This is a genomic window from Sphingobacterium sp. UBA5789 (genome assembly GCF_002418355.1).
GTDB lineage: Bacteria > Bacteroidota > Bacteroidia > Sphingobacteriales > Sphingobacteriaceae > Sphingobacterium.
Map to the genome: position 1 here is coordinate 95,835 of NZ_DIDX01000001.1, position 21,150 is coordinate 116,984.

Below are 21,150 nucleotides of genomic sequence, written 5' to 3' on the forward strand. Positions count from 1 at the left end.
AACCTGCCGGGGTAGCACCTGCAACTGCAGTTCCGCTTCCACAACCTCCACCGGATGAGCAACTGCCACATCCCATATTTTTTCTTTATATATATTGAGTCCCTTTTGGGAACGTTTGATACTTAAACAATAAAACTAATTGCAAAGATAAATCTAAAAATAATATTTTAGGATTTGCATTGCGTTCTACACAATAATGTGTTTTTTCAAATAAAGATACAGCTTCTTCGATCTGATTAACCGTAAAAAGTGGTGCAAATTTATTTACAAACTCTAATTCTTTCTCCGGAAGGAAGACCAGATCATGAAGTTCTTCCTTGATAAGGATAATCTGCCTCATCATATTTATAGCGTACAAAAGAAAGCTTTTCTGATTCTCTCTTCCGAGTTTTGAAAGTTCATCATCACATATACTGATCATATGCAGACCTGCATCACTGACAATAAATCGCAGCCAGCGAATCAGCAAATCCAGATGATTACCGGATTCTGAAAGCAGATTGAGCGCCTGTTGAAGATTTCCATCTGCAATAAAAGCGATTTCTCCGGCCTGTTCTTTCTGAATTCCACGTTCTTCTACCAGGTAGTTTGTAATTTCCTGATGCGGAAGTTTTTGAATTTTGACAAGTTGGGTCCGGGAAATAATAGTATTTAATATGCGATCCTGATTTTCTGATACCAGGAGAAACAGTGTCTTTTCCGGTGGCTCCTCTATTAATTTGAGGAGAGCATTGCCTTGCGTATCCAGATATTCCGGCAACCACATGATCAGGATTTTGTATTCTGCTTCAAAGGCTTTCAAACTAAGCTTTTTGATAATATCATGCGCTTCTGCTATGTTGATATTGGCTTGTTTGTTATCAGCCTCAAGTTGTCCTCTCCAATATTCAAGACTGAGGTATGGATTTTTCAAAAATGCTGCCCGCCATTCTTCCATATATGTTACAGAAGTCTCTTCTTTTCCTTTTGCAAAAAAGGGAAAAGAGAAATGAAGGTCGGGATGAATAATTTTGGCATATTTCCGACAGGAATTACACTGGCCGCAACTGTCGTCAGCAAGTTTAGCTTCACAATTGATAAACTGGGCATAGGCATGTGCTAAAGCCAGGCTTCCTGAACCCTCAGGACCAAGAAACAACTGGGCATGGCTTACCCTGTTCTCCAATACGGTACGTACGAGATGATCTTTAATTTCCTGATGACCAATAATATCTTTAAACTGCATAATTCAATGCCAACATACAAATGTAACAAAATATATTTGCGGATACGGTTTCGCCTGCTGTATGATAAAACAAAATGTAGAAAACTATTCGTCATTAACGACGAGTGAATACAAAGAATATTGATTCTTTTCTGTATTATTGCAAGTATAAATAAGTATATTAGGAAATGAGATTTATAGTATCCACTTCAATTCTATTAAAACAGTTGCAAGCCATCAGTGGCGCTTCAAGTAGCAGTACTGTTCTGCCTATTTTGGAAAATTTCCTGTTTGAAATCAAAGACAATACGCTGACAATTTCTGCGACAGATTTGCAAACAAGTATGGTAACTTCTTTACAGATAGAGTCTAAAGAGGAGGGGCGTGTCGCTATGCCATCTAAGATTTTGATTGAGACTTTAAAGACATTACCAGATCAGCCAGTAGCTTTTTCTGTTGACACAAATACGTTAGCTATCGAGATCAGTGCGGGAGATGGTAAGTATAAGCTGAGTGGTGAAAATGCAGATGATTTTCCTAAGATTCCAACCGTTGACAATACTTCTACAGTAAATATTCCTGCACCTGTTTTGGCTGAGGCGATAAACAAAACAATCTTTGCGGTGAGTAACGATGAGTTGAGACCTGCGATGTCCGGTGTATTGGTACAACTGGCGGAACAATCGACTACTTTTGTTTCTACAGATGCACACAAATTGGTGCGTTACCGCCGTACAGATATTTACACGGATAAACCGGCATCTCTTATTTTGCCTAAAAAAGCACTTTCTTTATTAAAATCGTCTTTACCATCTGACGATGTGAATGTGACTATTGAATATAATAATACGAATGCATTCTTCCAGTTTGGCAATATCTTTCTGATCTGTCGTCTGATTGATGAGCGTTATCCGGATTATGAGGCTGTTATTCCTCAGGTAAACCCTAATAAACTGACCGTAGACCGTTCTTTATTTCTGAATACTTTACGTCGTGTTGTCATTTTCGCAAATAAGACTACTCATCAGGTACGTTTACGTATCTCAGGTAGTGAGCTTAATATTTCTGCGGAGGATCTTGACTTTTCAAATGAAGCACACGAACGTTTGAGCTGCCAGTTTGAAGGAGATGATATGGAGATCGGTTTCAATGCTAAATTTTTGGTTGAGATGTTGAATAACCTGAGCAGCGAAGAAGTAATTATTGAGATGAGTACACCAAACAGAGCTGGTTTATTGATCCCGGCGATCAAAGATGACAATGAAGACATCCTGATGTTGGTAATGCCTGTCATGTTGAATAATGCCGGTTAATTAGAGCGTCTTGGAAGTTATATCATCACTTATTGATTTTATTCTCCATATTGATAAACATCTGGTCGAGATCGTCAATGATTATCAAACATGGACTTATCTGATTCTTTTCATTATTATTTTTGCAGAGACAGGGTTTGTAGTTACTCCTTTTTTACCGGGAGATTCTTTACTGTTTGCAACGGGAGCCATCATTGCCAAACCAGAAACAGATTTAAATATCTGGCTGATGTGGGTACTACTAATGGTCGCCGGAATACTTGGCGATATGGTGAATTATCATATCGGAAAGTATATAGGACCCAAAGCCTTCAGTGGAAAATATCGGTTTCTTAAAAAGGATTATCTGGATAAGACCGAAAAATTCTATGAAAAATACGGTGGGAAGACGATTATATATGCCCGTTTTCTTCCAATAGTAAGAACATTTGCGCCTTTTGTGGCGGGGGTAGGATCTATGTCATACCGCAAGTTCGCTTCCTATAATGTTATCGGAGCGATTGTTTGGGTGTCCAGTTTCTTATTTCTGGGATTTAAGTTTGGAGAGTTAGAATTTGTAAAGAAAAATTTTACATATGTCATTCTTGGCATTATTGTATTCTCTATACTGCCTCCGGTAGTGGAAGTGATAAAAGAAAAATTTAAAAAGAAGGAAGCCTAAAAGCTTCCTTTTTTGTTTCTATACCTATTGCTATGGATCTGATTGTACAGCTTTTTGATTTTATACGACATATAGATCGGCACATGATGGATATTGTCAATGATTATCAGACATGGACATATCTTATCTTGTTTATCATCATTTTTGCGGAGACGGGTCTTGTTGTGACACCATTCCTTCCCGGAGATTCCGTATTGTTTGCTACAGGCGTTATTTTAGCTAAGCAGGAGAGTCAGTTGTCCGTATGGGTCATGCTGGTGGTGCTGATAACAGCGGCAGTGCTTGGGGATTTTGTAAATTATGAGATTGGTAAATATTTTGGTAAGCGATTGTTCAAACCCGGCTCTAAGATTTTTAAACCCTCGCACTTGTTGAAAACAGAACAATTTTATGAAAAATATGGTGTTAAAACTATAATATATGCCCGTTTTGTACCAATTGTAAGGACATTTGCACCTTTTATTGCAGGGGTTGGTAAGATGCCTTATTCCCGTTTTGGGTCCTATAATATAATAGGAGGAATATTGTGGGTGTCTCTTTTTCTGTTGACCGGTTATTTCTTTGGTCAGATTTCCTTTATACAGCAGAACTTTTCTCTTGTTATTTTATTTATTATAGCTGTATCGATTATTCCTCCGGTTATAGAGATTGTCAGAAATAAAAGTAAATAAGCAACGTTTATAGATTAAACTTTTGTCTGGCTCTTCAGTCTTCACTATAAAATATGCCTATGAAATATCTGATTGTAGCGATTTTTTCGCTGGTTGCTCATGTTGCACAAGCACAACTTATTACCACAGAAAGAGATGAAGCGAAAGATGCCTATGTATTACTTAATGATATACGCAGTAATCCTTCCAAATACAAGAAGCAACTGGGAATATCGGATATACAAAATGTAACCAGAAAGGCATTAGTCTGGAACAAACAATTAGCTAAAGTTGCGGAAGAAAGAGCTTATGATATGGCCAAAAGAGATTATTTTGACCACATTACACCTGATGGTGTGGGCGTGAATGTACAGATCGCTGAAGGAGGATATTCTTTAAACAAAGACTGGTTAAAAAACATTAAAGCAAATAATTTTGAATCTATAGCTGCCAACCATCCTTCTGCAGAAGAAGGAATAAGGGCGCTGATTATTGGGAAAGGATCTCCCGGTTTTATGCATCGTAAGCATTTGCTTGGCATGGATAAATGGAACGGATCCCTCCAGGATATAGGTATTGGATATGTCAGGATCCCTTCGGGAGCGACTTATAAAAGCTATCTCTGTGTTATAATCGCAAAGCATGACTGGTAATAAATGCATTATCTTCTATAAAGCTCACTTTCACCGGTTTATTTTTTACTTTTTATTTTTTACTTTTCATACCTTTGCATATGATAAAATCAATGACCGGGTATGGTATTGGCACTCATGACAATGAAAAGGTTAAGTATAGTGTTGAAATAAAATCCCTCAATTCAAAATTCTTAGAGCTTAATATCCGTCTTCCTAAGGCGGTTTCCGATAAAGAGCTGACCCTTCGCGGAGAGTGTGGTAAGCTTATTGAAAGAGGGAAAGTCAACGTGATGGTAAACGTTGAGTATACCGATCAGACAGCAAAAGCCTCAAATATTAATGCTGCTCTCTTAAAGAAATATTACGAACAACTTCAGGACATCGCTGTAGAACTTGGTGATAAGCATGCGTCTTTATTTGCTATGGCTTTGGATATGCCCGAAGTGGTAACCAATAATGATGACACGGTTGATGAAGAAGAAGGTGGTATATTGATGACCGCTTTTAAGGAAGCCGTTAATCAGTTTAATATATTCCGTGAAAAGGAAGGAGTGGTATTACGGAATGATCTGGAACAGCGTGTACAGTTTATCCTGGACTATCTGACTTCAGTAGAAGCAAAAGAAACTTCCCGCATTCCGTTGATAAGAGAGCGTATCAGCCAGTATATGGACGAAGTCGTCGGCAAAGAGAATATCGATAAGAACAGGTTTGAGCAAGAGCTGATTTATTATATCGATAAACTGGATATCTCGGAAGAGAAAGTCCGCTTACGCAGTCATTGTAATTATTTTTTAGAAGCATTGAATGCACCGGATTCTAATGGTAAAAAACTTGGATTTATCTCTCAGGAGATGGGAAGAGAAATCAATACTTTAGGATCAAAAGCGAATAATGCGGAGATACAGCAGATCGTGGTTCGTATGAAAGAGGAGTTAGAGAAAATTAAAGAACAGTTGCTAAACGTTTTATAGCCGCATGAAAGGAAAGTTAATCATTTTTTCTGCACCTTCAGGAGCAGGAAAAACAACAATAGTAAGACACTTATTAAATAAATATCCAGATAAAATAGAGTTTTCGATTTCGGCCAGTACGCGTGAACCGCGTGGAGAGGAAGTGGACGGAAAGGATTATTATTTTATTTCGAAAGAAGAATTTTTGCATAAAATTGCAAAGCAGGAGTTCATTGAGTTTGAAGAAGTTTATTCCGGTACTTTTTACGGTACACTCCGTTCAGAGGTAGAGCGTATCTGGGAAAAAGGAAAGCATGTTATTTTTGATATAGATGTTGTCGGAGGGTTGCGGCTGCGATCCAAATTTCCGGATCAGGCACTTTCTATATTTGTAAAACCGCCTTCTCTGGAAGTGTTGAAAGATCGGTTGAGAGGTCGTGGTACTGATAGTGAAGATAAACTGAAAGAGCGCTTTGCAAAAGCGGAACATGAGTTGTCTTTTGCTGATCGGTTTGATGTCATCCTCAAAAATTATGATCTGGATACAGCATGTGCTGAAGCAGAAAAACTATTGTTAGATTTTATCGATCAGGATTAAGTACAGATCGGCGATGAAGAAGGTTGGGCTTTTCTTTGGATCTTTCAATCCGGTACATGTAGGGCATTTGATCATTGCCAATTATATGGCTAATCATACTGCTCTGGATGAAGTATGGTTTGTGGTATCCCCTCAGAATCCCTTTAAAAAGAAAGCATCTTTGGCGGATCCTTATGATCGTCTTGAGATGGTGAATCTGGCTATTGAAGATACGGAAAACTTAAGGTGCAGTAACATTGAGTTTAATCTGCCTGTGCCATCCTATACTATAGATACACTTGTACACTTATCTGAAAAATATCCGGATAAGCAGTTTCACCTTATTATGGGACAGGATAATCTGGAATCTCTTCAGAAATGGAAGAATATAGATATCATTCTGCGGGATTATCACATCTATGTATACCCGAGACCCGGCTACAATTCCGGAGATTTTAAAGATCACCCTTCTATCACCATCACGGATACCCCATTAATGGAATTGTCTTCTACATTTATACGAAAGGCCATTCAGGAAGGGAAAGATATTAAGTTTTTTACACCGGATAAGGTTATAGAATTTATAGACAAAAAGGGTCTTTATTCAAAATAAAAAAAGACATAGCCCATCTATTCAGGTGGGCTTTTTTAATTGCTACAGCTGCAGGATTTAGTTTTCCTTTTTTATGGAAAGGACGTTTTTAAAGCATCCTAAAGTTAAATAATGGTTATTTAACTTTTAAACTTCAAGGTCATGGCAGAGCTAAGTCTTAAACAACAAAACACCGGAAAAAAAGAACGGAGAAGTATCAGAGCAAGGGCTATGCCTAAAGTAGATCTGACGGCAATGGTAGATCTGGCATTTTTACTGATTACCTTTTTTATGCTGACCACTTCATTGAATACACCCAATAATCTGGCTGTCGCTATGCCGGATAAGGGACCCATTACCAAACCGGTATTTATTAATGAGGACCGCACCATCAATCTTTTATTAGGAGATCATAATGAAATCACCTATTATAAAGGTGCTGACCAGCATCCAAAGAGCAAACCTGTAAAGGTGTCATATGGTAAACTGGGACTGAGAGAGCTTTTGATAAATTTGAAAACGGAGATACTACAAAGTACTGGAGGACAAGATATGATTGTGCTGATCAAACCCGGAAATGAATCAGTTACAAAGAATCTGGTAGATGTCCTGGATGAGATTCAGATAGCCGACGTCCGGCGGTTTATGATTACAAAGATGTCTGAAAAAGAAAAGGAAATGCTCTAATAGGCAGGATACAACCAGTAAAATAAATGGCTTCCCTTTTCGGAAGCCATTTATTTTATATTGAGATTATCTTCCCATCCATCCGCCATCTACGGTAAGAATAGTGCCGTGTACATAGTCAGATGCCTGAGATGCTAAGAAAATGGCAGGACCTTTAAAATCTTCCGGCTGCCCCCATCTTCCTGCAGGAATACGATCTAATATAGATTTTGACCTTTCAGGATCATCACGGAGCGCTTCTGTGTTGTCCGTTGCAATATATCCCGGAGCGAATGCATTCACATTGACTCCTTTTGAAGCCCATTCATTTGAGAACGCTTTTACAAGAGAGCCTATTGCTCCTTTGGATGCTGCATATCCCGGAACATTAATTCCTCCCTGAAATGTCAGGAGAGAAGCTGTAAATATGATTTTCCCGGACCCTCTTGCCACCATTTCTTTTCCGATTTCCCGGGTCAGTATAAATTGTGCATTTTGATTGATTTCGATAATCTCATCCCAGTATTCATCCGGGTGTTCTGCGACTGGTTTTCGCAAAATATTACCGGCATTATTAAAGAGAATATCAATCTGCGAATGTTCTGCTTTGACCTTTTCAATAAAAGCATAAAGGTCTTTTCTGTTGGAAAAATCTGCCTGATATGCACTGAATTTTCTTCCGATAGCTTTAACGGATTTTTCTACAGCAGAGTCCTGCAGTTCCAGAGATGCAGATACTCCTATAATATCTGCTCCGGCCTCTGCAAGTGCTTCGGCTATGGCTTTTCCGATACCTCTTTTACAGCCTGTTACGATAGCTGTTTTCCCTGTCAGGTCAAACATTTGGGTTATGGACATAGTATATATCTTTAAAAGTTGTATGCTGATAAGACTTCTGATGCTGTTATTTCAGTGTTACCTTTAGCGGTGCGCTAATATTTTGTTGTTGCTGCTTTATGTAATCAAACCATTCCTGTGCTTTTGTGATTTTTCCGGCTCTATCCCAGGCAGCACCGTTATAATAAACAAATTTCTTATTTCCCGGAATAGTCGTGTGTACCAGAAACTGTTTAGGATCCTTCGTATCTAACGTTATTTTATCTTTTCCGAACAATACAGCTGTACCGGTAGTTCCCTTATCAGCTAGTGTAGGCTCCCAATATGCAAGACTATTGTCTGCAAATTGATAAGCTGGTTTTTCTTCACCTCTGCGGGATAGTCCTATTACTACAGCTGTAGAAGATTTCTTATTGTTTTTCAGCTCTACCTGTATTTTATTGAGCTGAGAACCTGCGTCAATAGATATTGTTTTGGAGATTTCAATCGTGTTTCCTTCAATTTCCTCAGGTTCGAATATCAATTTGAATGTCGACCGGATAGGACCATTGTCCAGCACTTCAAATTTGCGGTAATGTTTGGTAAACTTTATGTTTCCATTGACAAATAAGGCCAGATCACCAACACCTAACGTCTGACCTACTGAATAATAGTCCAGACCTTTTCCATGATCTGCATGATAATCCCCTGTCTTGTACCATTCATTAATAACCAGTTCGGATGTTCTTTTTGACCAAAAATCGAAACCTTGTGCATCTTCACTTGTGCCTTCTAATGCTTTGCCGTAAGCTCTGTATGCCGCAATATCATTTTCCCAGGCAAAATCATCCTTCCGCTCAGGGACATACCTTGCATAGGTCCGTGCCTGAAAAGCAGATCCCTTTTGAGGTTTTACCGTTAAAGTCAGTTCCTGTTGTTTACCAACGTTGACTTCCACCAGAACATTCTGTGGAGAAGACTGTCCCAGCTTTTCAAGTTGATGTGCAACTTCGGAACCGTCAGCTGCATTGACAATGGTAAAGACGGAATCTACTTTAAAATGCTTTGTGAACGAGGAATAAGGGATGCTTATCAGTTCATGACGGGAATGATTACCCGGATTTTTAACTACAATTTTTTGCTGTGCGGATAAAGAATTTGCAAGCGCAAGAGCTACAAAAGCAGCTATGAATGTCTTTTTCATCTTTCTTTATTTTAAGTCGTTTATTGCCACTTTGTCCATATCATCATAGTCCAGGTTTTCACCGGCCATTCCCCAGATAAATGTATAATTACTTGTGCCAGCGCCAGAATGTATGGACCATGGCGGAGATATAACGGCCTGATCATTTTGCATCCAGATATGTCTTGTTTCATCCGGTTGTCCCATAAAGTGACATACAGATTGCTCCTGAGGCACTTCGAAATAAAAATATACTTCCATGCGGCGGTCATGCGTGTGTGCTGGCATCGTGTTCCATACAGAACCCGGCTGAAGCTCTGTCATTCCCATCTGCAGCTGACAAGTTTCCAGCACTGTATTCAGCAACATTTGATTAATGGTACGGTGATTGGCGGTTTCCAATGTGCCCAGTTCTTTTTTAATGGCTGTTTCTTTAGTAACTTTTTTCGTTGGAAAATTACGGTGTGCAGGAGTGGAATTCATATAGAATTTAGCAGGTTTTTGAGGGTCTTCGCTGCTAAAGAAGATTTCTTTATTTCCTTTTCCTATATACAATGCCTCTTTGTATTCCAGTTCATAGACCGTTCCGTCAACTTCTACCGAACCTTTTCCACCAACATTGATAATGCCCAATTCACGGCGACTCAAAAAATACTCTTCTTTCAATAATTCAGGAATTGTATCTAATTTGATTTTTCCGGATACCGGCATGGCACCTCCGGCCATATATCGGTCATAGTGTGTATATACAAAATGAATTTGATCTGCATCAAAGAGCTTTTCTATCAAAAAGTTTTTTCTTAGACCGGCAGTATCAAGGGCTTTGCTTTCCTGAGGACCGATTGCGTATCTGGATTCAAATATTGTTTTCATATTAGAAAAAAATTAATAGTAATGAGGGGTGAATAAATTTCTAAATTAACGGTTTTAGGCCGGATTGACATATAATTCTACGAAAAGGTTTTCAATCCTTAATTTAAGTAAAATTAAGAACTAAAGGGTAAATACAGGTAAAATATAAAGAGTTGATTATAAGAAGAGTGTTGAGGAATAGTTCGTATTCTAAAACAAAAAGGGGGGTAAGGTTGTTATCTTATTACATTCTCAAAATTTTTTAAATTAAAACAAAGGAGGAAAAAGATGAGTAAATTAACATGGGAAGGCCGTTGGAACGAATTAAAAGGTAAGGTTAAACAGTCGTATGCAGATTTGACAGATGATGATTTGTTATACGAAGAAGGAAAAGCCGATGAACTGTTGGGCCGCATTCAAAAGAAAACTGGAAAAACGAAGGAAGAAGTAGAAAACTGGTTCAACAGTTTGTAATCCTTTAGTTATTGTAATAAGATCGTTAAGCGTTAGCTAATTTAGCTAGCGCTTTCTTTTTTTCTTTCTAAATTAGCAGTATGGTAAAAAAGAAGCCAACCATATTAGTGGTTAACGATGACGGTATAACAGCACCGGGAATAAAGGTGCTTATTGAAGAAATGCAAAAACTGGGACATGTTGTCGTCGTAGCTCCGGACAGCCCGCAATCGGGAATGGGACATGCGATAACAATCGGAAAACCTTTGCGACTGGATAAAGTAAATCTCTATGAAGGAGTAGAAATGTACAAATGTTCCGGTACTCCTGTAGATTGCGTAAAACTGGCTGTAAATAAGATTTTCAAAGGTAAGAAGCCGGATATCTGTGTATCAGGTATCAATCATGGCCTTAATAATTCTATTAATGTCCTGTACTCCGGCACAATGTCGGCTGCGGTTGAAGGGGCTATTGAATCTATTCCTTCTATCGGATTTTCTCTGGATGATTTTACATATGATGCGAACTTTGATCCCTGCAGGCCTTATATATTGAGTATAACCCAACAGGTACTCAACAACGGATTACCAAAGAACACGTTGTTAAACGTCAATTTTCCGCAAGGAAACGATATTAAAGGAATTAAGATCTGCCGTCAGGCAGGTGCTCGCTGGGTAGAGGAGTTTGATGAACGTGTAGATCCGCACAACCGGGATTATTTCTGGCTTACGGGCAAATTTCAACTGGAAGACCGCGGAGAAGATACAGATGCACATGCTCTCAATCACGGATATGTATCTGTCGTTCCGACACAATATGACATGACCGCACATCATGCCATTCCCGAGTTGAATTCCTGGAGTTTTGATGTTTAATCCGGATCATGCAGAAAAATAACTTTTTAATCGGGATGGCAATCGGCGTCATTGCTCCTTTGGTTGCGTATCTTCTGACGACTTATACCGCTCTGGAGACTATGCTGTCAGCCAATAAGCCCGCTGCACTGTATGTTATTGCCGGATTAGTCAACCTGGTTATGCTCCGTTACTTTTATAGAAATGACAAAGAGCAGACGGCCAGGGGTATTATGTTGGTTACATTTGCAGGGACAGTCATATTGATTTATACATTAAAAATATTTGGATAATGAAATTAACATTAGGTTTTTCTCCATGCCCTAATGATACGTTTATCTTCGATGCGCTCATTCACAATAAGATAGATACAGAAGGGTTGAGTTTTGAAGTGGAATACCAGGATGTGGAAACCCTTAATCAAAAAGCTTTTCAGCAGGAACTGGATGTAACTAAGCTGAGTTACCATGCCTTTGCCTATGCGGTAGAAGACTATGAATTACTGGATGCCGGGAGTGCCCTTGGATTTGGTGTCGGCCCTTTGCTGATCACAAAAGATGAAAAATTGGCAGAGCGACTGAAAGAATCTCTGGATACTAAAGGAACATTAAGTGCTGATCTGGCAGATTTGAGAATAGGAATTCCGGGAAAATACACCACTGCAAATTTTCTTTTAGGCCTGGCTTTTCCGCAATTGCAAAATAAACAGGAAGTTGTTTTCTCGGGTATTGAACAAGCTGTGATTGACGGAGACATTGATTTGGGCTTGATTATCCACGAGAATAGATTCACTTATGCAGATAAGGGACTTCATAAAGTAGTTGATCTGGGCGATTTTTGGGAAAAAACGACCGGGTACCCGATTCCGCTGGGCGGTATTGTGGTCAGGAGAGGGTTGGAAGATGAAGTGAAACAAAAGCTTAACCGCATATTAAAGAAGAGTGTAGCCTTTGCTTTTGAACATCCAAAATCAGGACTTGACTTTATCCGTTCACATGCACAGGAAATGAGCGAAGAAGTGATGTACAAACATATTGAGCTGTATGTTAATTCCTATTCCAGAGACCTCGGGACAGAGGGCAGAAAGGCTATTGCCTATATGTTTGATAATGCTTTGGCTCTAAAGCTGATCCCTGATACAGATAAGAAATTGTTTCTTTCTTAAAATCAATAAAAAAAAGCCGGTGATTTTGTAAGTTATCATATCTAATAACTAAATTTGCCCGATTAGTGTCAAATTGTCTGCAAAATAGTTTTGGAGTCATTATTGAGAAATGCTATAAATTGAGATAGATAAAAAATTATGTTAAAATTTTTAAGTAAATTATTTGGTAGTAAATCCGAAAGGGATATCAAAGTTATCCAACCCATTGTTACCAAAATTAAAGCTGAATACGAAAAGTTATCCAGTATAACCAATGATGAGCTGCGCTCTAAGACAACAGACTTCAAAAACCGAATTAAAGAATACTTAGCAGATATCGATGAGGAAATAAATGCCCTGAAAACAGAGGCAGATGCGGATGATGTCGATATGATGCATAAAACAGAAATCTATGATAAAATAGATAAGCTGAAAAAGGATCGCGATAAAAAACTGGAAGAAGTGTTGATGGAGATTTTACCCGAAGCATTTGCAGTAGTAAAAGAAACAGCAAGACGTCTTTCCGAAAATGATCAGCTGGAGGTTACGGCTTCTGAGTTTGACAAAGAAATAGCATCCCGCAAACCGAATGTCATTATTGAAGGGGATAAAGCTTTCTGGAAAAATACCTGGATTGCTGCGGGTACAGAAGTGAAATGGAATATGGTTCACTATGATGTACAGTTGATCGGTGGTATTGTATTACATCAGGGTAAAATATCCGAGATGTCTACAGGGGAGGGTAAAACATTGGTAGGAACATTACCTACTTATCTGAATGCCCTTTCAGGACAAGGTGTTCACATCGTTACGGTCAATGATTATCTTGCTCGTCGTGACTCCGAGTGGAATGGCCCGTTATTCGAGTTCCACGGATTGAGTGTAGACTGTATAGACAAGCACCAGCCGAATTCACCTCAACGTCGTAAAGCATACGCTTCTGACATTGTTTACGGTACAAATAACGAATTTGGTTTTGACTACCTGCGTGACAATATGACGCAGACTCCCGATGCACTGGTACAGGGCAAGTTGCACTATGCCATGATCGATGAGGTTGACTCTGTATTAATTGATGATGCCAGAACACCATTGATTATCTCCGGACCTATTCCGCGTGGGGATGAACATGAGTTCTACCAATTGAAACCACGTATCGAGCGATTGGTAAATGCACAGAAAAACTATATCAACACTGTCCTGAATGATGCTAAAAAAGCAATCAATGCCGGAGATTCGGATGTAGAAGGTGGAGGAATGTCCTTATTACGTGCTTACAGAGGTCTTCCTAAAAATAAAGCTTTAATCAAATTCCTGAGTGAAGGTGGTAACAGACAAATCCTTCAAAAGGTAGAGAACTACTACATGGCGGAGCAAAACCGTCAGATGCCTAAGGTAGATAAGGAATTATTCTTCGTCATTGATGAAAAAAATAATCAGGTAGAGCTGACAGATAAAGGTATCGAACTGATCACAGCATCAGGAGAAGATCCAAGCTTCTTTATTCTTCCGGATGTAGGTACGGAGATTGCTGAAATTGAAAAATCAACGCTTACTACAGAAGAGAAAGTTCATAAAAAAGAAGAATTGTTGCGTGACTACGCTGTTAAATCTGAGCGTATTCATTCGATCAACCAGTTATTAAAAGCATACACATTATTCGAAATTGATGATCAGTATATCGTTGATGACGGAAAAGTGAAAATCGTAGATGAGCAGACAGGTCGTATTATGGAAGGACGTCGTTATTCTGACGGTCTTCATCAGGCGATCGAAGCAAAAGAAAATGTTAAAGTAGAGGATGCTACACAGACATACGCTACGATTACCTTACAGAACTACTTCCGTATGTACCACAAATTGTCTGGTATGACGGGTACAGCATCTACAGAAGCAGGAGAGCTTTGGGAAATCTACAAATTAGATGTTGTAGAAATCCCGACAAACAGAGCAATTCAGCGTGATGACAGAAATGACCTGATCTATCGTACTGCTCGTGAGAAATACAATGCAGTAGCAATGGAGATCCAAAGACTGACAGAAGAAGGTCGCCCGGTACTGGTAGGTACTACTTCGGTCGAGATTTCCGAATTGCTGAGCCGTATGTTGAAGATGAGAGGTATCAAACACAATGTACTGAATGCTAAATTACACCAGAAAGAGGCAGATATCGTTGCTGAAGCTGGTAAAGCCGGAACAGTGACTATTGCTACAAATATGGCTGGTCGTGGTACGGATATTAAGCTAAGTGAGGATGTCATCAAGGCAGGTGGTCTGGCTATCATCGGTACAGAGCGTCACGAATCACGTCGTGTAGACCGTCAGCTGAGAGGTCGTGCAGGTCGTCAGGGAGATCCGGGTTCTTCTCAGTTCTTCGTTTCTCTGGAAGACAACCTGATGCGTCTGTTTGCTTCTGAGCGTATTTCTAACATCATGGTAAAAATGGGTGTGGAAGAAGGCGAAGAGATGCAACACAGCATGCTGACGAAATCTATCGAACGTGCTCAACGCAAAGTAGAGGAAAATAACTTCGGTATCCGTAAACGTTTACTGGAATACGATGATGTGATGAACTCACAGCGTACAGTTATTTATACTAAACGTAAAAATGCATTATTCGGAGAGCGTCTGGATGTAGATTTGAATAACACTATTTTTGATGTTGTTGAGGATATCGTAGCAGAAGCAAAAGAAGGAGGATCATTTGAAGAGTTCCAACTGGAAGTGATCAGACTGTTTGCTTTGGATCCGGAAGTTACAGCAGAAGAATTTGCACAAAGTAATATTACTACATTAACAGATCGTTTGTTTGATCAGGTGATCAATCATTATCACAATAAAGCTGTTCAGATCGGAACACAGACATTGCCGGTACTGGCGAATGTGTTTGCTGAGCGTGGTAATGTTATCGAAAATGTAGTTGTTCCTTTTACGGATGGTATTCGTGGTATTCAGGTTGCAACTAATCTGAAAAAGGCAATCGAAACAAACGGAAGAGAAGTTTTCAAATCATTCGAAAAAGGGATAGTACTTGCATTGATAGACGAAGCCTGGAAAGAACATCTTCGTGAGATGGACGACTTGAAACAGTCTGTTCAGAATGCGGTATACGAACAGAAAGATCCGATCATTATCTATAAAATGGAAGCTTACTCTTTATTTAAATCGATGTTAGCTTCGATGAATAAAGAAATTGTCAGCTTCTTATTTAAAGGAGAAATCCCGGGTCAGACACAGGAAGTGGCTGAAGCCCGTCCTATACCGGCACAGCCGGCAAGAGTGGTTGCTTCAAAAGCAGAACTGACTTCTCCGACCGGAGTGAGTGACGAAGATGTACAGGACACAAGAGAAAATGTCGTTACACAGCCTATCCGAAAAGAAGCGACTGTAGGCAGAAACGATGATTGTCCTTGCGGGTCAGGTAAAAAATACAAAAATTGCCACGGCAAAAACAGTTAATCTTTTTGAAGAATAAAGTATTCACTATGTATAAAAAGGGATTAATACTATTTTTTTTGATGTTTGGATTTGCCGTGTTTGCAAAAGCTCAGCAATCAGGACGGGTTGAGGTGTTTAAGGACTCCCTGATCTCGGTTCTGCAAGCCTACAGATCGGAAGAAGGTATTAATCCCTCTCTTGAAAAAAAGACCGTTTCTATAGGAAAAACCTCCGTAGTGGATAAGTCCAAAATGAAGCGTGTCAAAGTTCGGGGATTCAGAGTACAGATTTTTTCCGGAGCAAGCCGTAATGAGGCATATGCTGAACAGGGAAGATTCAAAAACCTATATAAAGAGTATGAGGCTTATGTCAATTATGATGAGCCGAACTACCGTGTAAAAGTGGGAGACTTTACAAGTCGCTCAGAAGCAAACAATCTGATGCGTATTTTAAGGTCTCAGTTTGATAATGTATTCGTCTTTACAGAAGACGTGTATGTCTATCGTTAAAGTTGCTAATCATGACAATTTCAAAGGAACAGGTACAACAACTGGCAGAAGAGTTTTTAAATGATATTATAGCTATCAGAAGACATCTGCATCAACATCCTGAGCTTTCCTTTGAAGAATACAATACCTCTGCTTTCATACAGGATCAGTTAAGACAGCTTGATATTCCGTTTACAACAATGGCCAATACAGGAGTAGTGGCATTAGTAAAAGGAGATCTTCCCGGAGAAGAGGTAATTGCTCTTCGGGCGGATATCGATGCCTTGCCGATTCAGGAGGTAGAAGGCAGGTCATACGGTTCCTCTAATCAGGGGATAATGCATGCCTGCGGTCATGACGCTCATACATCCTCACTGCTGGGCGTTGCCAGAATCCTTCATCGTCTCAAATCTACTTTTTCAGGTACAGTCAAACTGATCTTTCAACCTGGAGAAGAACGTCTTCCCGGCGGAGCATCACTGATGATCAAAGAAGGAGTATTACATAATCCAGAGCCTAAATCTATCATCGGCCAACATGTAATGCCTTTTATAGAGACCGGAAAAGTCGGTTTCAGGGAAGGCAAGTATATGGCTTCCTGTGATGAGCTGTTTATGACTGTCAAGGGCAGGGGCGGGCATGGAGCACATCCTCACCAGAATATAGATCCTATTGTCATAACTGCACATATCATTACCGCTTTACAGCAGATTGTAAGCCGTATGGCAGATCCGCGGACACCTACAGTATTATCCTGGGGTAAGGTACAGGCAAATGGTGCAACAAATATAGTTCCTAATGAAGTATATCTGGAAGGAACGTTCAGAACCTTCGATGAAAAATGGCGTGCAGAAGCACATGAAAAAATGGTTAAGATGGCCGTAGGCATAGCCGAAAGCATGGATGCTGTCTGTGATTTTGAAGTGCGTAAAGGTTATCCTTTCTTAATTAATGATGAATTAACGACACGTCAGGCCAGATTGCTGGCAGAAGATTATCTGGGCAAAGAAAACGTTGTTGATCTGGATCTGTGGCCTGCAGCCGAAGATTTTTCATATTATTCTCAGGAAGCAGACGCCTGTTTCTATAGATTGGGAACAGCAAATGCATCCCGAGGCATTACCTCGGCGGTACATACACCGACATTTGATATTGATGAGCAATCATTACGAACAGGTATGGGTCTGATGGCTTATATCGCACTTCGTAAATTAGGAAATTAATATGTCTTCTCACCACATCGTTCGTGAAAATCAAGAACCGGCTTTATTGATTGATGTGCTCGACGCTATCGATGAAGAGTCCCTGGGCCAGTTACTGGAATGGAGCCCTACCCTTATCAGCAGTGACGCAAGTTATGATGCGCTCGAAAGTCTGGGTATTAAGGTAGATATACTTTTTCTTCATGATTCCGTGTATGATATAGATATACAGGAACACACCCGAATATTTCCAGTAGAACAATCCTATATAAGCAGCGCACTGCAGTATCTTGTCGAAAACGGACATCGCGCCGTCAATGTAATTACTGATCATATCCCGTTTGAGTTATTGCTTTACTATGCAGACAAGCTGGATATGGTGATTATATCCACCACGAAAAGAACCGTTCTGGTAAAGTCTCCCTATGAAAAGTGGAAACCACAGGGAGAGGTATTACGTGTTATCGGTTCGGATCAAATTCATACATCCGGATTAACAGCAATAGGAGATAATCGCTATAAGACTTCGCTGGAAGGATTTTTTAAGATAGAATTTGAGCAACCTACATATCTGTTTATAGAAGAAGAACGATGAGTATTACCATTCATAAAGCAACGGAGCAGGAAGCGGAAACTATTGCTCAAATTGGCCGGGCAAGTTATTATACTACATACCCTGAAATTTTATCAGCCGATCAGATTGAATTTATGCTGGAGAAGAGTTACACAGCATCTGCTATCAGGCAATTAATGAAAGACGGACATTTGTTTTATATCCTGTATGATGATAAAGAGGAACAAGGTTTTTTATCTGTCAGACTGAAACCTCAGGATACCGCTGTCTTACGCATAGAAAAACTTTATTTACTTGCTGTTGCGCAAAAAAAGGGTTTCGGAAAGAGACTTATTTCATTTGCTGAAGAGGAGGGTTTGCGGTTTGGCTGTAAAGTGTTGGAACTTAATGTAAACCGGAATAATCCGGCTTACCATTTTTATAAAAAAGAGGGATTCCACGTCTCCGAAGAAGTAGATATCCCTTATTTTGGCTATGTGCTGGATGATTATGTCATGCAGCGTTTACTCCCGTAATTTCTCTACTCTTGATGGTGTCTGTTTACCGTTGACGATACCAGTAATACCAATCGCAATTGCCTCTATACTGGCTTTAATATTTTCGATATTCAGTGTGCTTACTTCATCTTTTACAGTATGGTAGTATGTATCCTGATCCATCTGACTGGTTGAAAAAGAGTGAGCAGGTACACCTTGTGCCGCCAAGACAGCATTATCACTTCTGTAGAAGAGATTCTGCTGCGGATAGGGATCCGGATAAAATTTAAATTTAGAGCCTTTCAGATTTTGCTGCATCAATTCTCCGAGATTGGATTGATTATAACCCGTAATGTACATTGTATTGGGGCCAAATTTGGAATCTTTCCCAATCATTTCCATATTGATCATGGCTGTGACCTGATCCGGATTAATGTGTTTGGAAAAATAAGTGGAACCGTACATACCAAGCTCTTCTCCGGTGAAGGCCACGAAAATGAGAGTTCTTTCATTCTTATTTACCTTTTTAAAATGCTTTGCTAAAGCAATCATCGCTGTTACACCAGAGGCATCATCGTCAGCACCATTGGCAATAGAATCCTGTCCTTCGGGAGCCAGAATGCCAATATGGTCATAGTGGCCTGAAAAGATAACAAACTCGTTTGCTTTGGATTTTCCCGGAATTATACCCGCCACATTGAACATTGGTATAGTCTCATAATTGTTCTTTAATTCTATCTGATAGTTATCTGAGATTTGATGTCCCAGAATAAAGACAAAACTATTCGTGAAGACCGCATTGCCCTCTGCAACCAGACTTTCTTTTCCATATATCTTTTGAAAACGTTTGAACAGATCCTTAAAAGAGGGATCTACCTGAACGATAGCATTTTGAATTCCACTTTGGACAATTTTTCTAAATTCTTCTGAAAAATCACTTCCAGCCTCTATCTTTAGCACTTTTGCGCCACTTTTTGCATCCAGATACAAGTCTTTTACACGACTCAGGATCAGTACATTTTCTGGGGAGATAGTAGTCTGATCAATAGAAACTTTTGGAATGGACGGACTAATTTTTTGTACCTGAAAAGTCTGACGGTAGTTTTTTTCCGCATAAGGTTCAAGACCTATACTTTTAAATTCACCGGCGATATAATCTGCTGCTTTCTCGATGTCTTTTGTCAGGGCCGAACGTCCCCGCATCTCGTCCGAAGCCAGTGTATTCAGGATGGTGGTAATATAAGCGTTATCTACGACAGGACTTGTGGATTTCTGTGCGGCACTGTTCAGACTGGCACATACGAACAAACCACAAAATAAGGCATTAATTCTGTTCATAATTAAAAAGGTATTTACATGGGCAAGATACGGATTTTTAATAAAAAGAAATTGTATTGTCAGTGGCACAAATACGAATCGTCCGGAAGAAGGAGAGATGAAATGGTTTGGATTATTTTTAATTAAAGAGGGATTCATTATTACTTTTTCCTTAATGCAAATCCTTATATTTGATTAAAATATTTTAAGAAATCATGAAAGAAATATCCGTTGCTGAATTAAAGCAAAAAATCGATAATAATGAGGATTTTCAACTAATAGATGTCCGCGAACCCTTTGAGTATGAAGTATCTAATCTTGGCGGACTTAATATTCCTTTGGCGGGTATTGTTATTGAAGCTGAAAAAATTGCGAAGGACAAGCCTGTTATTATCCAGTGTCGTAGCGGCAAACGCAGTGCACAAGCCGTAATGCTTCTTGAGCAGCAAGGTTTTGATAATCTGGCAAACCTTAAGGGAGGTATTCTGGCCTGGAAAGAAGAAATCGATCCTGAGCTGGACGTTTATTAGTCTGCACATGAAAAATCTGGAGCATCAGACCAAACAAGCTTTTTTGTTTAGTCTTGCTTTTTATGTAATAGGCCTGCTGGCCTGTTTTATCAATATACAGTTTGCAACACTCATTATAAGTGTTTCCTTATTGATTTCCCTGATCTGGGTATTTCTCGTTCTTAGAGAGATCTTTCTTTCAGGGAGAATTTCTAATGTAGAACGATTTGGATTAGCAATTTTCATTGTAATGGGAAATATCCTTGCGGGAGCTGTATATTTTTGGTTTTTACGGAATAGGGTAATCCATTCCGTTCCGAAAAATAGGTTTAATAAATGAAAAAAGAGATTATTTATAATGTAGGCCTGAATGTGGGAATGATGCTGCTTATCATGATCGGGTATACAGCCTACAAGAGTGGGAATGCATTGATTTTCGGATTGTCTATTGCGCTGGGAGTCGTACTGATCTACCTGAAAATTGTGTTGCTGAAACAGGTTCGAAGAAAGACAAGAACACCTCAGCAGGTTCCGTTGAAGACCACGACAACAACAAAGAAGAAAAAGAAACGGGCTTAATTTTAAGCCCGTTT

Annotated in this window: 24 protein-coding genes; 19 read left to right on the forward strand and 5 right to left on the reverse strand. The window is 39.4% G+C overall.

Translation table 11 applies throughout. The features are described 5' to 3' along the window. Positions 1-85 precede the first annotated feature (85 nt). Positions 86-1,225: an ATP-binding protein gene (locus tag B4B65_RS00415; RefSeq protein WP_201681036.1), complete on the reverse strand. Its 1,140-nt coding sequence runs from the start codon at positions 1,223-1,225 to the stop codon at positions 86-88. A 167-nt stretch (positions 1,226-1,392) separates the two neighbouring features. On the opposite strand from B4B65_RS00415, the gene dnaN reads away from it, so the two are divergent. The 8 genes from dnaN to B4B65_RS00455 all read left to right on the forward strand — a co-directional run bounded on the left by dnaN (position 1,393) and on the right by B4B65_RS00455 (position 7,272). Continuing rightward, positions 1,393-2,517, forward strand: a complete 1,125-nt coding sequence (dnaN, locus tag B4B65_RS00420; protein WP_002998480.1) for a DNA polymerase III subunit beta — start codon at positions 1,393-1,395, stop codon at positions 2,515-2,517. Between the two features lie 10 nt (positions 2,518-2,527). Further along, the gene (locus B4B65_RS00425; protein ID WP_293912353.1) at positions 2,528-3,178 is read left to right on the forward strand and encodes a DedA family protein; all 651 of its coding nucleotides are present in this window, start codon (positions 2,528-2,530) and stop codon (positions 3,176-3,178) included. Positions 3,179-3,210: 32 nt separating this feature from the next. Then, positions 3,211-3,849: a DedA family protein gene (locus B4B65_RS00430; RefSeq protein WP_293912355.1), complete on the forward strand. Its 639-nt coding sequence runs from the start codon at positions 3,211-3,213 to the stop codon at positions 3,847-3,849. A gap of 59 nt (positions 3,850-3,908) precedes the next feature. Further along, entirely contained in the window at positions 3,909-4,481 is a 573-nt protein-coding gene (locus tag B4B65_RS00435; protein ID WP_293912358.1) for a CAP domain-containing protein, read from the forward strand. An 80-nt stretch (positions 4,482-4,561) separates the two neighbouring features. Then, complete coding sequence (locus B4B65_RS00440; protein ID WP_293912361.1) at positions 4,562-5,437, forward strand: YicC/YloC family endoribonuclease; 876 nt, start codon at positions 4,562-4,564, stop codon at positions 5,435-5,437. Positions 5,438-5,441: 4 nt separating this feature from the next. Continuing rightward, positions 5,442-6,014 carry a guanylate kinase gene (gene gmk, locus B4B65_RS00445; RefSeq protein ID WP_201681040.1) on the forward strand — a complete coding sequence of 191 codons (573 nt, stop codon included), beginning with the start codon at positions 5,442-5,444 and terminating at the stop codon, positions 6,012-6,014. Between the two features lie 13 nt (positions 6,015-6,027). Beyond that, positions 6,028-6,606, forward strand: a complete 579-nt coding sequence (gene nadD / locus B4B65_RS00450) for a nicotinate (nicotinamide) nucleotide adenylyltransferase (protein WP_201681041.1) — start codon at positions 6,028-6,030, stop codon at positions 6,604-6,606. 141 nt (positions 6,607-6,747) lie between these two features. Further along, complete coding sequence (locus B4B65_RS00455) at positions 6,748-7,272, forward strand: ExbD/TolR family protein (protein ID WP_293912366.1); 525 nt, start codon at positions 6,748-6,750, stop codon at positions 7,270-7,272. Positions 7,273-7,338: 66 nt separating this feature from the next. On the opposite strand, the gene B4B65_RS00460 is transcribed toward B4B65_RS00455, so the two are convergent. Genes B4B65_RS00460 through kduI form a run of 3 tightly spaced genes read right to left on the reverse strand, consistent with a single transcriptional unit; the run spans position 7,339 to position 10,123 of the window. After that, positions 7,339-8,109 (reverse strand): SDR family oxidoreductase, encoded by a 771-nt coding sequence (locus B4B65_RS00460; protein ID WP_409590540.1) that lies wholly within the window; start codon positions 8,107-8,109, stop codon positions 7,339-7,341. A 46-nt stretch (positions 8,110-8,155) separates the two neighbouring features. Further along, positions 8,156-9,271 carry a DUF4861 family protein gene (locus B4B65_RS00465; protein WP_293912368.1) on the reverse strand — a complete coding sequence of 372 codons (1,116 nt, stop codon included), beginning with the start codon at positions 9,269-9,271 and terminating at the stop codon, positions 8,156-8,158. Positions 9,272-9,277: 6 nt separating this feature from the next. Next, positions 9,278-10,123, reverse strand: a complete 846-nt coding sequence (kduI, locus tag B4B65_RS00470) for a 5-dehydro-4-deoxy-D-glucuronate isomerase (protein WP_293912370.1) — start codon at positions 10,121-10,123, stop codon at positions 9,278-9,280. 267 nt (positions 10,124-10,390) lie between these two features. Between kduI and B4B65_RS00475 the strand changes: the two genes are divergently transcribed. The 9 genes from B4B65_RS00475 to B4B65_RS00515 all read left to right on the forward strand — a co-directional run bounded on the left by B4B65_RS00475 (position 10,391) and on the right by B4B65_RS00515 (position 18,770). After that, a complete protein-coding gene (locus tag B4B65_RS00475) occupies positions 10,391-10,576 on the forward strand; it encodes a CsbD family protein (protein WP_002998456.1) in 186 nt (61 codons plus the stop codon). 80 nt (positions 10,577-10,656) lie between these two features. Continuing rightward, positions 10,657-11,430, forward strand: coding sequence for a 5'/3'-nucleotidase SurE (gene surE / locus B4B65_RS00480; protein WP_201681045.1), 774 nt, complete (start codon positions 10,657-10,659; stop codon positions 11,428-11,430). Between the two features lie 8 nt (positions 11,431-11,438). Next, positions 11,439-11,702, forward strand: a complete 264-nt coding sequence (locus B4B65_RS00485) for a hypothetical protein (protein ID WP_201681046.1) — start codon at positions 11,439-11,441, stop codon at positions 11,700-11,702. Next, positions 11,702-12,574 carry a menaquinone biosynthesis family protein gene (locus B4B65_RS00490; protein ID WP_293912375.1) on the forward strand — a complete coding sequence of 291 codons (873 nt, stop codon included), beginning with the start codon at positions 11,702-11,704 and terminating at the stop codon, positions 12,572-12,574. Before B4B65_RS00485 ends, B4B65_RS00490 begins: the two co-directional genes overlap by 1 nt. A gap of 138 nt (positions 12,575-12,712) precedes the next feature. Beyond that, positions 12,713-16,012 carry a preprotein translocase subunit SecA gene (gene secA / locus B4B65_RS00495; protein WP_201681048.1) on the forward strand — a complete coding sequence of 1,100 codons (3,300 nt, stop codon included), beginning with the start codon at positions 12,713-12,715 and terminating at the stop codon, positions 16,010-16,012. A gap of 5 nt (positions 16,013-16,017) precedes the next feature. Continuing rightward, a complete protein-coding gene (locus B4B65_RS00500) occupies positions 16,018-16,500 on the forward strand; it encodes an SPOR domain-containing protein (protein ID WP_293912378.1) in 483 nt (160 codons plus the stop codon). A gap of 11 nt (positions 16,501-16,511) precedes the next feature. Then, the gene (locus B4B65_RS00505; protein ID WP_293912381.1) at positions 16,512-17,702 is read left to right on the forward strand and encodes a M20 metallopeptidase family protein; all 1,191 of its coding nucleotides are present in this window, start codon (positions 16,512-16,514) and stop codon (positions 17,700-17,702) included. Between the two features lies 1 nt (position 17,703). Then, on the forward strand, positions 17,704-18,276 hold the full coding sequence (locus B4B65_RS00510; RefSeq protein ID WP_293912383.1) for a thiamine diphosphokinase: 573 nt from the start codon (positions 17,704-17,706) through the stop codon (positions 18,274-18,276). Next, on the forward strand, positions 18,273-18,770 hold the full coding sequence (locus B4B65_RS00515; protein ID WP_293912386.1) for a GNAT family N-acetyltransferase: 498 nt from the start codon (positions 18,273-18,275) through the stop codon (positions 18,768-18,770). The genes B4B65_RS00510 and B4B65_RS00515 overlap by 4 nt, the downstream gene beginning before the upstream one ends. Here B4B65_RS00515 and B4B65_RS00520 read toward each other — a convergent pair. Then, entirely contained in the window at positions 18,759-20,069 is a 1,311-nt protein-coding gene (locus B4B65_RS00520) for a M20/M25/M40 family metallo-hydrolase (protein ID WP_293912388.1), read from the reverse strand. The genes B4B65_RS00515 and B4B65_RS00520 overlap by 12 nt on opposite strands. A 194-nt stretch (positions 20,070-20,263) precedes the next feature. Between B4B65_RS00520 and B4B65_RS00525 the strand changes: the two genes are divergently transcribed. Together B4B65_RS00525 and B4B65_RS00530 are read left to right on the forward strand one after the other, a co-directional pair. Then, positions 20,264-20,578: a rhodanese-like domain-containing protein gene (locus B4B65_RS00525; RefSeq protein ID WP_293912390.1), complete on the forward strand. Its 315-nt coding sequence runs from the start codon at positions 20,264-20,266 to the stop codon at positions 20,576-20,578. 315 nt (positions 20,579-20,893) lie between these two features. Further along, positions 20,894-21,136 (forward strand): DUF6358 family protein, encoded by a 243-nt coding sequence (locus tag B4B65_RS00530; protein ID WP_201681055.1) that lies wholly within the window; start codon positions 20,894-20,896, stop codon positions 21,134-21,136. The last annotated feature ends 14 nt before the right edge of the window (positions 21,137-21,150 follow it).

Coding starts and splice junctions, on each gene's coding strand:
- B4B65_RS00415 (WP_201681036.1), bottom strand. CDS start 1,225: ATGCAGTTTAAAGATATTATTGGTCATCAGGAAATTAAAGATCATCTC.
- dnaN (WP_002998480.1), top strand. CDS start 1,393: ATGAGATTTATAGTATCCACTTCAATTCTATTAAAACAGTTGCAAGCC.
- B4B65_RS00430 (WP_293912355.1), top strand. CDS start 3,211: ATGGATCTGATTGTACAGCTTTTTGATTTTATACGACATATAGATCGG.
- B4B65_RS00435 (WP_293912358.1), top strand. CDS start 3,909: ATGAAATATCTGATTGTAGCGATTTTTTCGCTGGTTGCTCATGTTGCA.
- B4B65_RS00440 (WP_293912361.1), top strand. CDS start 4,562: ATGATAAAATCAATGACCGGGTATGGTATTGGCACTCATGACAATGAA.
- gmk (WP_201681040.1), top strand. CDS start 5,442: ATGAAAGGAAAGTTAATCATTTTTTCTGCACCTTCAGGAGCAGGAAAA.
- nadD (WP_201681041.1), top strand. CDS start 6,028: ATGAAGAAGGTTGGGCTTTTCTTTGGATCTTTCAATCCGGTACATGTA.
- B4B65_RS00455 (WP_293912366.1), top strand. CDS start 6,748: ATGGCAGAGCTAAGTCTTAAACAACAAAACACCGGAAAAAAAGAACGG.
- B4B65_RS00460 (WP_409590540.1), bottom strand. CDS start 8,109: ATGTCCATAACCCAAATGTTTGACCTGACAGGGAAAACAGCTATCGTA.
- B4B65_RS00465 (WP_293912368.1), bottom strand. CDS start 9,271: ATGAAAAAGACATTCATAGCTGCTTTTGTAGCTCTTGCGCTTGCAAAT.
- kduI (WP_293912370.1), bottom strand. CDS start 10,123: ATGAAAACAATATTTGAATCCAGATACGCAATCGGTCCTCAGGAAAGC.
- B4B65_RS00475 (WP_002998456.1), top strand. CDS start 10,391: ATGAGTAAATTAACATGGGAAGGCCGTTGGAACGAATTAAAAGGTAAG.
- surE (WP_201681045.1), top strand. CDS start 10,657: ATGGTAAAAAAGAAGCCAACCATATTAGTGGTTAACGATGACGGTATA.
- B4B65_RS00485 (WP_201681046.1), top strand. CDS start 11,439: ATGCAGAAAAATAACTTTTTAATCGGGATGGCAATCGGCGTCATTGCT.
- B4B65_RS00490 (WP_293912375.1), top strand. CDS start 11,702: ATGAAATTAACATTAGGTTTTTCTCCATGCCCTAATGATACGTTTATC.
- secA (WP_201681048.1), top strand. CDS start 12,713: ATGTTAAAATTTTTAAGTAAATTATTTGGTAGTAAATCCGAAAGGGAT.
- B4B65_RS00505 (WP_293912381.1), top strand. CDS start 16,512: ATGACAATTTCAAAGGAACAGGTACAACAACTGGCAGAAGAGTTTTTA.
- B4B65_RS00510 (WP_293912383.1), top strand. CDS start 17,704: ATGTCTTCTCACCACATCGTTCGTGAAAATCAAGAACCGGCTTTATTG.
- B4B65_RS00515 (WP_293912386.1), top strand. CDS start 18,273: ATGAGTATTACCATTCATAAAGCAACGGAGCAGGAAGCGGAAACTATT.
- B4B65_RS00520 (WP_293912388.1), bottom strand. CDS start 20,069: ATGAACAGAATTAATGCCTTATTTTGTGGTTTGTTCGTATGTGCCAGT.
- B4B65_RS00525 (WP_293912390.1), top strand. CDS start 20,264: ATGAAAGAAATATCCGTTGCTGAATTAAAGCAAAAAATCGATAATAAT.
- B4B65_RS00530 (WP_201681055.1), top strand. CDS start 20,894: ATGAAAAAAGAGATTATTTATAATGTAGGCCTGAATGTGGGAATGATG.